Source organism: Pseudomonas sp. B6001, from assembly GCF_013386015.1.
In the GTDB taxonomy this organism is placed as follows: Bacteria; Pseudomonadota; Gammaproteobacteria; order Pseudomonadales; family Pseudomonadaceae; genus Aquipseudomonas.
In genome coordinates this window covers 258,367-273,011 of record NZ_JACAOX010000004.1, presented here as the reverse complement: position 1 = coordinate 273,011, position 14,645 = coordinate 258,367, and the positions used below count along the sequence as shown (strand labels likewise).

The window sequence follows — 14,645 nt, the reverse complement described above, 5'->3', positions numbered from 1 at the left end:
AACGCTTTTTGTTTTAAGCCCGGCAACGCACAGCGTCGTCGGGCTTGGCGACACACAGCTGACGCGGCTCAGGGACGGAAAATTACCTTGGCCGCGACTTCGCTGCGATCGGCATAGCGCTTGAACATCGCCGGCAATTCATCCAGCGGCAAGTCGTGGGTAATCATGAACTGCCACTGCAATTCACCGGAAGCCAGCTTGTCGATGGAGGCCGTCCACTCATCGCCCGGGAACGGTGCCGAGAACGAGTTCCAGGCGCCGTGCAGGGAGATTTCCTGGCGCAGGAAGTGCGAGAACGTCGCAGTGCTGAGGGCCACGTCACTGGTGGGAATGCCGATAAACACCACATGCCCGCCAGCCTTGGTCAGTTGCACGGCCTGGTTGATCGAGCTGGGATGGCCTGCCGCTTCAATCACCAGTTGGCAACGGGGCAACTCGGCATCCGCCGCGCCGCTGAGCAGGGTGTGGGTGGCGCCGGCTTCGCGGGCCATGGCGAGTTTCTCTTCGGCGATGTCGATGGCGACGATGTCCTTGGCCCCCATGATCCGCAGCCACTGGATCGCAAACAGGCCGATCGGCCCGCAACCTACCACTGCCCCGCTCTGCCCGGCCTTGAAGTCGGCTTTCCAGATCGCATGCAGGGCAATCGCCGCCGGGTCCACCAGGGACGCGGCAATCGGGTCCATGCCTTGGGGCACCTTGATCAGGTTGCTCAGGGGCACATTGACGTACTCGGCATACGCGCCGTCGCGGCGGCTGCCGAAGTAATCGTAGCGCTCCGAGCGGGACGGAAAGCCACGGGCATATTGGTCGCTGCTGACGTCCGGGATCATCGGCGGCACAGTCACCAGTTCGCCGATGGCATAGCCTTCGACACCGCTGCCGATCTCTTCGATAAAGCCTGCGAATTCATGGCCGCAAATCAGCGGCATCACATGGGCGCCCTTGCTCAGCATGCGCGGAATATCCGAGCCGCACACGCCGCAGGCGGCGACCCGAACCAGCGCGTGGCCGGCCTTGACCGCAGGTTTTGGAACATCTTCGACCCGGATATCGCCCGGTTGGTACATGACGGCAGCTTTCACAGTGAATTCCTCTGTTGAGTGACGAGTGCGTTCGAACAGGCACCTCCCGCAAGAGGTGCCCGCAAAAATCCATAGCGTGGCGGCGCAGATCCGTCAGAGCGCGCCGGGGCGGTATTCGCCGAAGGTAGAGTCATGCTTGACCTCGGCCACGTTGGCCTTGGTCACCACCTGGGTGCCGGCGTCGACAAAGTTCGGCACCGACTTGCCGGCCGCCAGGGCCCGCGCCGCCTCGATGGCGACCTCGCCCAGGTAGCGTGGGTCGTTGAGGGCGGTGGCCACGTATTGATCGCCGCTCTGGATGGCATTCAAGGCCTCGGACAAGCCGTCGATCCCGGCCACGAGGACGTCTTTCTTGCCGCTTTCGGTGAGCACTTGCAGCGCGCCCATGGCCATGTCGTCGTTATGCGCGATCACCGCCTTGAGGTCCGGGTGCGCTTGCAGCAAATCCTGCATTGCCGTGACTGCGTTGGCGCGCATGTACTCGCTGTAGGGCCCGTCGATGATCTTGAAGTCGGTGCCGGCCAAAGCGGTGTGGAAGCCCTTGCGGCGTTCTTTCATTACCGTACCGCCGGCGTCGCCCTGGATCTCGATGATCTTGCCCTTGGTCACGCCGCGCTGCTTGAGCGCGGCGAGCAGCGCCTTGCCGGACAGCTCGCCCATCTCGGCATTGTTACGGCCAATGGTGGTGGCGACCGGGGCATTGATTGCGCGGTCGACGGCAATCACCGGCACCTTGGCGCGTTTGGCGGCGTCGAGGGCCGCGCCCACGGCGTCGGGGTTCACGGCATTGATGATGAGGATGTCGACCTTGCGGGTCAGCAGGTCCTGGATATCGTTGTTCTGCTTGCTGATATCGCCGTTGGCGTCGAGGAAGATCAGCTCGTCGCCGCCCTTGGCCGCTGCAGCCTTGGCGCCGTCGCGCAGTTGTACGTAGAAGGGAGATTGCAGGGTGACCTGGCTGAAACCGATCTTCAGATCCTTGGCCTGGGCGTTCAGCGCCAGCGCCGAGGCCGCGACAGCCAGTGCAAGGGCCAGCACATGAACAGGTTTACGGGCTATCTGGAGCATGGTGATTCCTATTTTTATTGTTGTCAGGATTCGGGCACGGCCTTCAGGGAGGCCGTGCTCACAAATGTGAACCGCGATCACATTTGAAAAACTATGCCTTGCTCCCGAGAGTGTCAAGGCCAATTTGTTAAATTCCGAACAAATGAAATAAAAATCACAATGCTGTTTGAGTCAGATCAGCAGGATCGCCCCGCTGTCCCTGATCACCTGCTGCTGTGCCGCCTCGAGCCCGGGGTCGCTGATCACCCGCTGGAAGTCCGACAGCTCGGCAAAGTGTGCCGCACGTACTTCGTCGAACTTGCTGTGGTCGGCCACCAGCACGCAGGTCTGCGCCCGCGCCATGACCCGGCGCTTGACCTCCACTTCGTTGAGGTTGTAGCAGGTCACACCGTGGGCGGCGCTGACGCCGGCCGCGGAAATGAACGCCCACGCCACACGGATGCCATCCAGGATGCCCGCCTCGGCATGGCTCTCGAAGACCATGTTGCGCCGATGAAAGGTGCCACCGCAGAGGATGATGGTGCAGTGGGGCTTTTGCTGGAGCTTGAGCAATACGTTGAGGGAATTGCACAGCGCGGTGAACTCCAGGTCATCCGGCAACGCCTCGATAATGAACGGCGTGGTGGTGCCGCAATCGATAAACACCGTGTCGCCGGGGCGCACCAGGCTGGCGGCCAGCACGCCGATCTGACGCTTCTCGGCGACGTGGCGCTGGTCCTGTTCGGCGACCTGGTAATCGGGCTCCGGCGGCCCGCTGCGGGTTACGTGCCCGCCCAACAGGCGCAGGCCCTGGGGGCTGTCTGCCAGGTCGCGGCGCAGGGTCATTTCCGATACGCCCAGCAATGCGGCCATGTCACGCAAGTGAATCGCCGACTCGCCCTGCAAGGCCTTGTGCATGGCCCGAAATCTTTCGCTTTTCTTTGAATCCACTGCGTTCCAACCCTCGTTGAATGCGTGCCCTTGATCAGGGCAGTCACAAATTCCATTTACAATGTTATTTATTTCACATTTAATGCATCCAACTTAACACAAACCGCCTTTTCCCAGCACCTCATCCTTACAGGACACTTGCCATGCCGACTGACCCGTTGCCGCTCGCGGCCTATATCGACCACACCCTGCTGGCCGCCGATGCTTCCCAGGCGAGCATTCGCCAACTGTGCGCCGAGGCCCGCGAGCATGGCTTCAAGTCCGTGTGCGTCAACAGCGCCAACGTGCCGCTGGCCGCCGACTGCCTGCGCGACTCCGCCCCGTTGGTCTGTGCCGTCGTCGGCTTCCCCCTGGGTGCGGGCTTGAGTGCGGCCAAGGCTTATGAGGCAAAGCTTGCGATCGAGGCCGGTGCAGGCGAGATCGACATGGTGCTGAACATCGGCTGGCTGAAGGATGGCCTGCTGGACCAGGTACGCGACGATATTGCCCAGGTGCTGGCGGCCTGCGGCGCGGTACCGCTGAAAGTCATCCTCGAGACCGGCCTGCTCGATGACCAGCAGAAAACCCATGCCTGCAGCCTGTGCCGCGAGCTGAACGTGGCGTTCGTCAAGACCTCCACCGGTTTCGGCCATGGCGGCGCGACATTGGCGGATGTGCGCCTGATGCGCGGCGTGGTGGGGGCGCAGATAGGCGTGAAAGCGTCGGGCGGCGTGCGCGACCTGGCGACGGCCCAGGCGATGATCGAAGCCGGTGCTACGCGCCTGGGCAGCAGCTCCGGGATCGCCATCGTCAGCGGCGCAAAGGCGGCCGCGGGCGCCTACTGAGTTGAGTGCAGCGCTGGCGCCCTTTCACAACCCTTTCACAGTCGCGCGCCTATGGTCACCTCAGCTCCTGGTGAAAACCTTTAAGCCCGCGCTCCCCATCGCGGGCTTTTCTTTGCCCGGAATTTATCCGCAGGTCAGCTACAGCCGGCGTGGCGGTGAGCCGCCGCAGGCCACGCCCTCCAGGCAGAATACAAACGGGGCCACCACTTGAATCTCGCCTTTGAGCAGCATTGAGGGTGGAGGCGCAGGCACTGGCGACGCCGCCGGAACGAATCTCTCCACGGCGCTGACGAACAGATCCGAACCTGTATGGCTGATGACTTTGTGGCGTATCAGATTGCCTTTGGCGTCAACCACGAATTCAACCCTGACCAGGCCGGTCAATCCTTGCAGGCGAGCTTCTTCGGGGTACGACTTGAAGTGATTGAGGTGAGTGAGCAACTGGTATTCCCATAAGCGTTGTTCTGCCAGTTGTTCCCGGGTGGGGCCGCTCGTGCAGGCACAAAGCAGTAAGACAAGTGCGATCCAGCTGTATTTCATAAACGCAGTTCCGTTGACGTTTGGTGTGCAAGGTGAGGCTAATCAAGGCTCGGTGCGTCAGCGTGTTATCCAGGTCGAACAGAATGGCCCGTGGGTACACGAATGCTTCTTGTGGAAAACCAAATCTGCCTCTCAGGCGGTGGTACTGACGATGGAACCGGTACCGCTTCCACCGTCGGAAGTCAGTGCCTGCAACAACGCCGAAGACGCAGACTGCAATGCAGCTGCCGTTGCGGCAATCTGCGCCTGGGCGGCAGCCACGGCGGCCGCTTTGGCGTCTGCGCTTTGATTGCTGGCCTGGGCCTTTTGCATGTTTTGCTGCTGCTCTTGAAGCTGCTTTTGCAACTCCGCAATCTGCTTTTTCAGCGCCTTGACGGTGTCGGACTCCTGCGACGTGGATGCCGCCTGGCCGCCACCTGCAGCGGGCGCACTTTTGGCACCCGTGTCCGGGTTGAGACTCAAGGTTCCAGAGTCTTCGGTCTTGGAGCTATCGCTGACGCTGGCCGGACTTGGGTTGGCGGGTACTGAAGCGAGACTGCTGACGTTCGTGATCATGTCAAATATCCAATTCCGGTATCGATGTTAATTGATCGGCGCTTAAGCTGATTACTTTAACCCGTTATCGACCCTACCGAACCTTGCTACAGCGACGGACCGATTCAGCGGCGAGGTCTCGAAAAGACGTTGACCAGGCTTCCATCCGGATCACGCAGCAATACCGAAGTGTTGCCCCATGGCATGACTTTCACCGGCATCACCACATCAGCCCGACCGATACGCAGCAGGACGGCCTCCACATCATCCACTTGAAACTCCAGGATCGCCGAACGGTTGCTGGCGGCGACTGCCAGTCCATCGTTGTGAAGGCGGACCAGGCGCTCATCGGCTATGGCCAGGACGACGCCGTCGAGGTGAATTTCAGCGAACCCGTCAGCCAGGTGCCTTGGCTCGACAGTCGAGAGGTTGTGATAGAACTGAACGAGCCGTTCAAAGTGGTTGGTAACGAGACGAACAGACGAGAATTTCATCATTTGACCTGACAGGAGTGAGAGAACTCACCTTAATTCAAGCCCGCGTCAGTTCCTGACAGTAGCGTTGTTATCGGCGTTCCAAACGACAGCCTGTGCCACCACCACGTACTCGCCATTGAAGGTTGCCGCTGGCGAGCCGTAAAGCTGGTAACCCAGCGCAAGCGCTTCAGAGACCCGGTGACAGAAGGAGGCATCGTCCTTGCCTGTCAGGATCCGATAGGTAGGTAGGCCTTCAGGAGGGGAATTCTGCATGGGAGCACCTGCTGGAACAGTTAAGGAAAGCCACTTGGCGATCGGGTGACGCCGGCTTGTGCCCGATGATATCAGTCAATGATCACGTCGCGACCCTCGGCCTTCAAGCGCGCGAGATTGTCCTTCATCTGCTGCAACCGTTCAGGCGGATGCCCGTGCCATTTCGTGACCTCCGCCACGACGCGCAAAGGGTCAGTGGAGCGATAGGAAAGCGTGGGATTGCCGGGAAACTTCTTATCCGTCACGTTGGGGTCATCCATGATTGCCCCCGTTGGCTCCACAACATAAATCCGTTCCCGCCCACTGCCGAGCGCCAGCTCAGCCCCCCAGATGGCGGCATCCAGCGTGCCCGCAAAGTAAACCCAGGACAGTGCTTTACCTTCTGTAAAGTTGGACGGGTAGCCGACGCGGATCAGATCGCCGGGCTCCAGGTCGGCCCGGGTGCCGTGAAAGAACTGACGGATGAACATGCCAGCGGTATTTGACATGGGCTCGTTGCTCCGTGGATGAATGTTATGTTTGGATGCGAATGCCCCCATCGGCTGGGTTCCTCTATACCACCGCACCTCAGGAAACCGTTGTGACGAATCTGACCATACGACGCGCCAGTATCGACGACTTGCCTTTCATTGTTTTGCTGCTGGCAAATGACTCCCTGGGGGCTGTTCGAGAAGATAGCAGTCTTCCGCTTCAGAGTTCCTACACACGAGCGTTTGAGGCCATCGACGCAGACCCGAACCAGTTTCTTGCCGTCGCTGTGGCTGATGAAGAGGTGATCGGTACTCTCCAACTTTCTTTCATTCCGAATATTTCTCATCGGGGCGCATGGCGAGCTCAAATCGAAGCCGTCCGCGTGCACGAGCGAATGCGTGGGAGCGGATTGGGCCGGCAATTCTTCGAATGGTCGTTTGAGCAAGCACGTCAGCGCCACTGCCAACTGATCCAGCTTACCTGTGATCGTACGCGGCCAGATGCTCATAGGTTTTATGAGTCCCTGGGGTTCTTGCCAACCCACACAGGCTTCAAGATGAAGCTGTGACCATTGCCCGGCGTTTGATTGCCGGGCCAGAGGGCGGAGTCAAAGCAATACAGTAGCAAGCATGCCCAAGGCGCCGAGGACAAACCCGATGAGTGCGCCACGCCCTGGTGCTTCATGGAACAGCGCCCAGACCACCACGGGCTCAAGCAGCAACAGGGAGGTGACTGAGACCACGGTGACGACCCAGATATCACCGACCGCCACGTACCCCAGCCAATACGCACCCAACAGGCAAAGCCCGGCAAAACACATCAGCACAACGGGAAGGACGAACGCCTCCCATGAACCATGCCCTGTCTGGGCAAGCCTGGCGGTTACCACCTCGCTGTAGATTGCACAAAACTCCCCCACCACCATCAACCCTAGAGCAGAAACTCCGAGTAGTTCTTTGGACATATCAAAAACTCCTTCGTATTCAACGCAATATTTTTCAGCTCCCAGCGAGCAATGCCGCTGCCAAGGAGCGTGTTGCAGTGATACGAAGCAGCCTTGAACAGGCCTGAATTACCGAAGTGCTTTTCCATGCTCATGTCCTTCAAAGGGTGAGTCTCAGCGCCCGGAAAAGGGCGCTCGCTGCGATCATACGTTCCGACAGCCCGCCTGAACAACCTGCCCCCTCTCGGTCTGCCGCGAAGTGCTTCTGCAGGATCAGTGAGCGTTGAACCAGTCGGGGTGCACAACCGGAAAGTGCTTTTTCAGCCAATCCACAAATGCATTCACCTGGGGTGCAAGATGGGATCGGCTGGGGTAAAGCACGGAAACCAGGCGCGGTGTCGGACGAAGTGCGCCGAGTACTTCAACCAGTTCTCCACTGGCGAGGTACGCCCCGACGGTAATCCCCGGTGCTTGAATAATGCCGAAGCCTGCAACGCCGCATTGAACGTATGCGTTGGACTCGTTCACGGTGATACCGCCGCGTGGAGTGTGTGGATGGTCCTCGCCCGCCATCGAGAAGTGCCAAGGCAGCGGCCTGTTGTTTTGACCCGAAAGAAAGCCGACGCACCGGTGGCCGGCAAGGTCCGCCAGGGTTTCCGGTACCCCGTAGGCCTGGAGATAACTTGCAGATGCACAGGTCACCATGATTGCGCTGCCTATTTCCCTGGCTACCAGGCTGGAATCCGGGAGATCACCGATTCGCAATACGCAATCGATGCCTTCCGCCACCAGGTCTACCCTGCGGTCGGTCACGCCGAGTGCCAGTTCGATCTCGGGAAATGCCTCGGTAAATTGCCTGAGGCTTTCCATGAACCCGTGCTGGGAAAACGCTGTGGGAATATCAATCCGAAGCCGCCCACTCAGCGTCGAGCCACTGCGGTCGAACATGGAAGTGGTTTCTGCGATGGTGGCCAGAATCTCTTTGACACGCTCGTAAAATCGTTCGCCCTCAGCCGTCAGCTTGACTTTACGCGTCGTGCGCTGGAACAGGCGCACACCCAGGGACGCCTCCAGTTCCTGAATAGTGCGCGTGACATAGGGACGGCCGGTCTGCGTCGCCTCCGCGACTTTTGTGAAGCTGCCCAACTCCGCCAGCTTGGCAAATACCTGCATCGACTGTAGAAGCGCCATACGTCTGTCCCCGGGAAGCCGGTGAAGGGTTGATTGTTACTCTCCAGAATAACAATGCTGTTGGATTCTGCCCATTTATGCCGCGCTGCGAAACCTCAACAATGGCCCCAACAACAAGGAGGCACTTGCCTCCCCTGCCCATTCACCGTTGCTGGAGACAGAAAATGAAAGCGTGGCTTCTGAAAGATTTCGGTTTGGACAACCTGGTACAAGGGGACGCCGAGACCCCCGTCCCCAAGGCGGGAGAGCTGCTGGTAAAGGTGGGGGCCGTTTCGCTGAACTTCCGGGACAAGGCCATCGTCGATGGCATCTACGAGCCCCACAAGGTGCCCAAGCCATTGATTCCCGTCAGCGACGCGGCAGGCGTTGTCGTAGCAACAGGTGACGGTGTCAGCCGTTTCGCTATTGGCGACCGGGTCAACTCGCATCTCTACTCCCGCTGGCTGGACGGCATGCCTGGGCCGGATGAACCCGACTACTGCTTCGGCTCGCCTTTGCCCGGCGGCCTGGCGCAATACATGATCATCCATGAGGACAGCGCAGTACGTGTCCCCGACAACCTGTCGGATGAGGAAGCCGCGACTCTTCCGATTGCCGCATTGACGGCCTGGTACGCGCTGGTTGATTTCGGCCAGGTCGAGGCGGGCCAAACGGTGCTGGTTCAAGGTACCGGTGGGGTTTCGGTTTTCGCTGCGCAAATCGCAACCGCCCTCGGCGCCAAGGTTATTGTCACCTCCAGTCTGGATGAAAATCTGGAGCCTATGAAAAAACTGGGGGCGGTCGCCAGTGTGAACTATCGCACGCATCCTGGCTGGGCAGAGGAAGTCCTGAAACTCACCGATGGCAAGGGCGTGGACCTGCTCCTGGACGTCGCAGGCGGAGATGGCATCAATCAATCGATCGCCGCGACCAGGGTCGGTGGACGTATCGCCCAGATCGGATTCCTGACGGGCCAGACGTCTGCATTGAACCTGATGCCGATGATATTCCGGCAAACAACCATTCGCGGCATTGCCGTAGCGCCGCGCTCATCGTTCGACCGCATGAACGCGTTCCTGAGCGAGCACAGGATTCGCCCGGTAATCGACCGTGTGTACGCCTTCGATCAAGCGCGCCAGGCATACGAACACTTGGCCAGGGGCGCCTTTGGCAAAGTGGTCATCAAGGTCGGGTAAAGTCGACCGCCGGGCGTTTCACACAGGCAGGTGATTGCTGCGGGATTTGCCCAGGCGGTTCACGAATGACACCAATGGTCGTTCAAAGACCGGTTCCTGTTATTTATGGAGCAACGCAGGTTTGGTGTAGTCGAAAAGAGGCTTTGCGACTAAACCGGTATAGGGGACATCGCCAAATGAGCAAGGGTAGGCCCCCTACCCCCACGGTGGCCGAACACCCGGCGCACCCGGCACATTGAAGGACCGACGCCATGCAGAACCTCAAGATCGCGACATTCAATGTCAACGGCATAAAGACGCGACTGCCCAACCTTCTGCAGTGGCTGGAAAAGGAGCGCCCGGACATCGTCTGCCTGCAGGAACTGAAGGCGCAAGACAACGCGTTCCCCGCTGGAGAACTTGAGGCGGCGGGCTATGGCTCATTGCACCATGGCCAGGCATCCTGGAACGGAGTGGCAATCCTCGCGCGGGATTCCGAACCCCTTTTGATCCATAAGGGCCTGCCGGGAGCCAAGGACGACTCGCAGTCTCGATACCTGGAAGCGGCTGTCCATGGCGTGATTGTCGGATGCCTGTACCTGCCCAACGGAAACCCTCAACCCGGGCCAAAATTTGATTACAAGCTCGCGTGGTTCGAACACCTGATCTCCCACGCTGCAACACTGCAGGCCAGCGAACATCCCGTGGTCCTGGCCGGTGACTACAACGTGGTGCCCACCGACCTGGACATCTACAACACCCGCTCATGGCTCAAGGATGCCCTCCTCCAGCCAGAAAGCCGTGAGTGCTTTCAAAGGCTGCTTTCCCAGGGCTGGATCGACTCGCTGAGGCACCTGTACCCGGAAGAGCGGGTGTACACGTTTTGGGATTATTTCCGTCAGCATTGGCAGAAGAATTCCGGGCTGCGCATCGACCATCTGCTGCTCAACCCGGTACTCGCGCCGTACCTGAAAAACGTCGGCGTAGATGCATGGGTACGGGGTGAAGAGCATGCCAGTGATCATGCGCCGACGTGGATCGAGATCTCATCACGGCAAACCCGGTCAAGAAAGAAGCCAAAACGCAGTTGATCACAAGCCACGACGCTGACTATCGGCACGCGTGCCGGTACCCGACTCACCCATCCCAAGGTGTGATCCGGGCTTACTGATGGGCCACGAATTTCGCGAGCATCAGCCAGCGACTTATGGCCGCAACGAGTTCGGTCTTGCACTCCACCGGCAGCCAATGCCCGCCAGGCAGGCTCGTCACTGTGAGGTCTGCGCAGGCCGCGCGCATTGGATCGCCCAACTGATTGCCGTTGATGGTATTCATCGGGTCGTAATCACCGTTCACAAACAGGACGGGCATGGACAGGCGGCCGCCATTGGGTGCGCGATGGGCGTATTCGATGTTGGCATCGTCGTTCAGATACCACGCGCAGGGCGTGCGGAAACCATGCTCCTCGAACGTGCGCACCAGTGCCGCGAAGTCCTTCTCGGGCCAGAGCGCCGAGTCTGGTGGGGTCGGGGGAGCTCGGTGCGCTTCGCCAAACCGCCCGCCTTTGCGGGTCACTTCGGCATTGGAGGCGACCCTGGCGATGCTTGCAGGGTCGCCTCTTCGATAAATCGACGCCAGCGATGCTGCTTTGTCCGCGTCAAGATCAGCCACGGCGGACGCAAAATGCGTGTTGTAGTAGCGGTAATAGTCCCATTGGCCGTCTGGATACTGGTCGACCGGGTAAATCCCTCGGTCAACCAGCGGTATGAGCGTCGCCAGCGCGTTCGTGGAAGGAAAGTACGGGACCGAAACCAGCACCACGCCGCGGCTGCGCTGAGGTTCATGGGCGACCAGTTCACCGGCCACGACGCTGCCCCAATCATGGCCCACCCAGATGGCTGGCGTTCCACCGAGATGGTCATGCAGCTCTGCCATGTCTGCCACGATGTTTTCAATCGTGTACGCATTGATCGGGGCCGGCGCCGAAGAGCCGCCATAGCCGCGCATGTCGGGTGCGACGCAGTGCCAGCCTTGGGCAGCGAACGCTTCCATCTGTGCACGCCAGATCAAACCGAGTTCGGGCCAGCCATGCAGGAACATCATCAATGCCCCATCGGCAGGTCCCGACTCCAGATAATGCGTTGTGTGACGGGGCGTACTGAAGACGCGCGAAGTCAGCTTGAAAGTGGACATAGGATCTCCTCATGTCATACCGGCGCGATGTTTCACTGTAGGCCACCTCGAGTGCGTGAGCACCACTGCCCGCATATTTTCAGGTAGCACTTATCCTGGGATCGGGACTAAAAGAACTGAAGCAACCACACGTCAATCAACGTTGTAGAAAATTTGAATTAGCCAGTTGCCCCGCCGGTCAAGAATTATGAACGCAGTAAATCTGACGAGGTAACAGAAATGACTATCCAGGCAGAGACACTCGTACAACTGACCGAAGCCCTGCAAGAGCGAGGCATGCATCTGGTTTCAGATGTTCACTTCACCCGCGCGCCCTATCGGCAGAATCACCTCTGGGTCTGCACCGTAGCGTAACGATCCCTTATGATGCTTGCCTGCCAGAAGGTCGCCAACCGCGACAGATGGATCAATGCGAACACTCTTATGGATAAGCCCGATGCGGATCAACGTTCTGACAATTTCCCTGGCCACCTTGATGATGACCGGGTGTGCCAACCATGGCGCCAAGCCTTCGACGCACGCGCTGGCGACTCAAGATAACGTAGTTGGCATCTGGGCCATGGTTCCTCTGCGCAACGGAATTGCCAACGTGGTCGAATACAGCGCTGATGCCAAAGCCACATTGCATCCATTCAACTGCGCTGAACCCGGGAAGCACCAGGAAAAAGAAGTGAGCGACTTCAAGGTGTCCGACGATGGAAAGGTCATCCATCTCAAATCACCTTCAGACAACTTCGACCTGAAGGTCCTGGCATTCGACCCGCAGACCATGACGCTGAGCATGGATGTTTCGGATACGAGCCTGACCTTCAACTACGTAAAAGTCAGTAACGTCGCACCGCTGTGTGCCCTTTATCCAAACGCCGCCGCTGAAGCTGCGCGCAAAACCCCTTTCAAGGCCAGTGATTTTGTAGCGGATCCCGGGATACCTGCCCACTCCGGTATGGAGCGATATATTGGCAAGTGGGCAAATGACAAAGGTGAGCTGGAGGTAGAAGTCATCGTGGGTCCCAACGGCAGTGCCTACCTCTACATGGCTTCCAGCAAAAACTGGCACTTCCTGTACAACGAGGTGCATTGGGTAGGCGACGAACTGCATTTTGAAAGCTATGCCTATTCAGACCTTCCCTCTCTTTACAGCCACCCTTTCCATAAATCCAAGACCCACAGCATTCTTCAGCCGAGCGGCGACGGAGGATTACGTTATTCGATCTTTATCGATAAGCGCCGGTACGAATTTCTATTGAACCGCGCGAAGAACTGAGGTTGAGGTAGCGCAGTACTGTTGCGATGACCGGGCGGTGCATCTGCAACGCAGAAGGCAAGGAAGCCTCGCAAACGAAGTGGATTGCGGACCTGTTGAACAATTGCCGACCGGAAACAAACAAGGGCTTGCATCAGCTTTCGCCCGCAAACCCTTGGTTTTAGATGGTGCCCGAAGCCGGAATCGAACCGGCACGCCCTTACGAGCGGGGGATTTTAAGTCCCATGCGTCTACCAGTTTCGCCATTCGGGCGGTAGCGCTATGCAGCAGGCCAAGCAGCGTTAAAAGCCCTTGAGCGTTGCAGCAGGCTAGGGAATATATAGATCCAGCCCCCTCGATGCAAGGTCGGGTGCGGGCTTTTTCAAACAATCAAGCGGCGCCCTGGCAAACAAAAAAGCTCGCCAGATCAGTCATCTACAGATTTTGCAGGCGGGAGTGGGCAATGGCGATACCGACCGCTTCACCAGGTGCCGCACCCGTGCCCCACCTGCATCAGGAAAAATAAGTCATTACCGCAATAACCACTGAAACCCAAACCAGGGTCATCAAAAACGACAGCGCAGCCAATGTCTTGCCCATTTGCCTACTCGCCCCGATGAAATCACTTCAAGGAACCCTCCCAGCGCCGCTTGAGAATAGCCACGCACGACGCAGTTCGCCTTCAACCTCCCACGAAAATCGTGGATACGATACTCCACGCAAAAGGTTAGTTCCTTCACCAGCCTCGCCCACAAGGCACTGAGCCGCTGTTTATTCCCTGATACCCCAAAATGATCATCCCCGGCTTTCCTGCTCCTGCGGCGCCCCGGCCCATCTGATACGCTTTTTTCTTCTGCATCTGCCCCTGTATCGAAAACCGCCCTGCCCTGACAATACACCCACTCCCGACACGCCCGTGGAGCCCGGCAGGAACCGTCCTGCCGGCCCGTTCATTTCGGAGGCCTTATGGCTAAGATGGCATTTTTCCTGTTCGGTTTTCTTGCGCTGACCATCGCAATTGGTCTGCTGGCCACCATCTCACCGGTCTAGGATCCATGGCCTGCTGACGCAACCCGCTGGAGGTCAGAGGGCGTGTCAGCCGGCAAAAAACATCGGATACAACGACAGCACCAACAGCCCCGCCATCGACCAGTTGAACACCCGCAACCAGCGTGGCTCGCGCAGTATATTGCGCAAGCCGCTGCCACAGCCGGCCCATACGCAAACGCTGGGCAGGTTTACCAAGGCAAACACGGCGGCAATCAACAGCACGTTGGTGACATAACCCTCGGCAGGCGTGTAGGTGGTGATCGCGCCCAGCGCCATGACCCAGGCCTTGGGGTTGACCCACTGGAAGGCCGCCGCGCCAAGAAACGTCATGGGTTTGCGCTTGTCATCGGTGTCATCGGACATCGCGCTGGACGTTGCGATTTTCCAGGCGAGGTACAGCAAATACGCCGCCCCCACATAACGCAATACGGTGTAGGCCCACGGCAATGCCTTGAACACTTCGCCCAAACCCAAGCCCACGGCGATCACCAACAACATGAAGCCAATGCTGATCCCCAGTGCATGGGGGATCGAGCGAATAAAACCGAAGTTCACCCCGGACGCCAGCAACATGGTGTTATTGGGACCTGGGGTGATTGAGGACACAAAGGCGAACAGCGCGAAAGCTGAAAGCAGGCTTGAAGACATGAGCATGGCGCGACATCCGAAC

19 protein-coding genes and 1 tRNA gene are annotated in these 14,645 nt (G+C 58.9%); 6 read left to right on the top strand and 14 right to left on the bottom strand.

Going from position 1 to position 14,645, the window contains the following annotated elements; all coding sequences use genetic code 11:
- Positions 1-68 precede the first annotated feature (68 nt).
- The 3 genes from HX821_RS07330 to deoR all read right to left on the bottom strand — a co-directional run bounded on the left by HX821_RS07330 (position 69) and on the right by deoR (position 3,083).
- Positions 69-1,085 (bottom strand): galactitol-1-phosphate 5-dehydrogenase, encoded by a 1,017-nt coding sequence (locus HX821_RS07330; protein ID WP_023658808.1) that lies wholly within the window; start codon positions 1,083-1,085, stop codon positions 69-71.
- 93 nt (positions 1,086-1,178) lie between these two features.
- Positions 1,179-2,153, bottom strand: coding sequence for a substrate-binding domain-containing protein (locus HX821_RS07325; protein WP_003207745.1), 975 nt, complete (start codon positions 2,151-2,153; stop codon positions 1,179-1,181).
- Between the two features lie 171 nt (positions 2,154-2,324).
- Entirely contained in the window at positions 2,325-3,083 is a 759-nt protein-coding gene (deoR, locus tag HX821_RS07320; protein ID WP_008435058.1) for a DNA-binding transcriptional repressor DeoR, read from the bottom strand.
- Between the two features lie 143 nt (positions 3,084-3,226).
- On the opposite strand from deoR, the gene deoC reads away from it, so the two are divergent.
- Positions 3,227-3,907: a deoxyribose-phosphate aldolase gene (gene deoC, locus HX821_RS07315; protein WP_177035507.1), complete on the top strand. Its 681-nt coding sequence runs from the start codon at positions 3,227-3,229 to the stop codon at positions 3,905-3,907.
- Between the two features lie 138 nt (positions 3,908-4,045).
- Here deoC and HX821_RS07310 read toward each other — a convergent pair whose 3' ends face one another.
- The 5 genes from HX821_RS07310 to arr form a co-directional block, all read right to left on the bottom strand.
- On the bottom strand, positions 4,046-4,447 hold the full coding sequence (locus tag HX821_RS07310; RefSeq protein ID WP_177035506.1) for a TonB family protein: 402 nt from the start codon (positions 4,445-4,447) through the stop codon (positions 4,046-4,048).
- A 132-nt stretch (positions 4,448-4,579) separates the two neighbouring features.
- Positions 4,580-5,002, bottom strand: a complete 423-nt coding sequence (locus tag HX821_RS07305; RefSeq protein ID WP_003207738.1) for a hypothetical protein — start codon at positions 5,000-5,002, stop codon at positions 4,580-4,582.
- A gap of 104 nt (positions 5,003-5,106) precedes the next feature.
- Entirely contained in the window at positions 5,107-5,475 is a 369-nt protein-coding gene (locus tag HX821_RS07300; RefSeq protein WP_177035505.1) for a VOC family protein, read from the bottom strand.
- A 48-nt stretch (positions 5,476-5,523) separates the two neighbouring features.
- Complete coding sequence (locus tag HX821_RS07295) at positions 5,524-5,730, bottom strand: DUF1737 domain-containing protein (protein ID WP_003207731.1); 207 nt, start codon at positions 5,728-5,730, stop codon at positions 5,524-5,526.
- Between the two features lie 71 nt (positions 5,731-5,801).
- Entirely contained in the window at positions 5,802-6,218 is a 417-nt protein-coding gene (gene arr / locus HX821_RS07290) for an NAD(+)--rifampin ADP-ribosyltransferase (protein ID WP_023658807.1), read from the bottom strand.
- Positions 6,219-6,310: 92 nt separating this feature from the next.
- Between arr and HX821_RS07285 the strand changes: the two genes are divergently transcribed.
- The gene (locus HX821_RS07285; RefSeq protein ID WP_177035504.1) at positions 6,311-6,769 is read left to right on the top strand and encodes a GNAT family N-acetyltransferase; all 459 of its coding nucleotides are present in this window, start codon (positions 6,311-6,313) and stop codon (positions 6,767-6,769) included.
- A gap of 39 nt (positions 6,770-6,808) precedes the next feature.
- Here the strand turns inward: HX821_RS07285 and HX821_RS07280 are convergent, their stop codons facing one another.
- The 3 genes from HX821_RS07280 to HX821_RS07270 all read right to left on the bottom strand — a co-directional run bounded on the left by HX821_RS07280 (position 6,809) and on the right by HX821_RS07270 (position 8,317).
- Entirely contained in the window at positions 6,809-7,126 is a 318-nt protein-coding gene (locus HX821_RS07280) for a hypothetical protein (protein WP_032899360.1), read from the bottom strand.
- 5 nt (positions 7,127-7,131) lie between these two features.
- Positions 7,132-7,293 carry a hypothetical protein gene (locus HX821_RS07275; RefSeq protein WP_166742167.1) on the bottom strand — a complete coding sequence of 54 codons (162 nt, stop codon included), beginning with the start codon at positions 7,291-7,293 and terminating at the stop codon, positions 7,132-7,134.
- 124 nt (positions 7,294-7,417) lie between these two features.
- The gene (locus tag HX821_RS07270) at positions 7,418-8,317 is read right to left on the bottom strand and encodes a LysR family transcriptional regulator (RefSeq protein ID WP_102370266.1); all 900 of its coding nucleotides are present in this window, start codon (positions 8,315-8,317) and stop codon (positions 7,418-7,420) included.
- 182 nt (positions 8,318-8,499) lie between these two features.
- On the opposite strand from HX821_RS07270, the gene HX821_RS07265 reads away from it, so the two are divergent.
- Together HX821_RS07265 and xth are read left to right on the top strand one after the other, a co-directional pair.
- On the top strand, positions 8,500-9,510 hold the full coding sequence (locus HX821_RS07265) for an NAD(P)-dependent alcohol dehydrogenase (RefSeq protein WP_177035503.1): 1,011 nt from the start codon (positions 8,500-8,502) through the stop codon (positions 9,508-9,510).
- A gap of 251 nt (positions 9,511-9,761) precedes the next feature.
- Positions 9,762-10,580, top strand: coding sequence for an exodeoxyribonuclease III (gene xth / locus HX821_RS07260; protein WP_102368989.1), 819 nt, complete (start codon positions 9,762-9,764; stop codon positions 10,578-10,580).
- 73 nt (positions 10,581-10,653) lie between these two features.
- Here the strand turns inward: xth and HX821_RS07255 are convergent, their stop codons facing one another.
- On the bottom strand, positions 10,654-11,682 hold the full coding sequence (locus HX821_RS07255; protein WP_177035502.1) for an alpha/beta fold hydrolase: 1,029 nt from the start codon (positions 11,680-11,682) through the stop codon (positions 10,654-10,656).
- Between the two features lie 219 nt (positions 11,683-11,901).
- On the opposite strand from HX821_RS07255, the gene HX821_RS31750 reads away from it, so the two are divergent.
- Both HX821_RS31750 and HX821_RS07250 read left to right on the top strand, forming a co-directional pair.
- Positions 11,902-12,036, top strand: a complete 135-nt coding sequence (locus tag HX821_RS31750; RefSeq protein WP_023658805.1) for a hypothetical protein — start codon at positions 11,902-11,904, stop codon at positions 12,034-12,036.
- 82 nt (positions 12,037-12,118) lie between these two features.
- Entirely contained in the window at positions 12,119-12,946 is an 828-nt protein-coding gene (locus tag HX821_RS07250) for a hypothetical protein (protein WP_177035501.1), read from the top strand.
- Between the two features lie 165 nt (positions 12,947-13,111).
- On the opposite strand, the gene HX821_RS07245 is transcribed toward HX821_RS07250, so the two are convergent.
- A tRNA-Leu gene (locus HX821_RS07245) sits at positions 13,112-13,198 on the bottom strand.
- Positions 13,199-14,020: 822 nt separating this feature from the next.
- On the bottom strand, positions 14,021-14,629 hold the full coding sequence (locus HX821_RS07240; protein WP_177035500.1) for a LysE family translocator: 609 nt from the start codon (positions 14,627-14,629) through the stop codon (positions 14,021-14,023).
- Between the last annotated feature and the right edge of the window lie 16 nt (positions 14,630-14,645).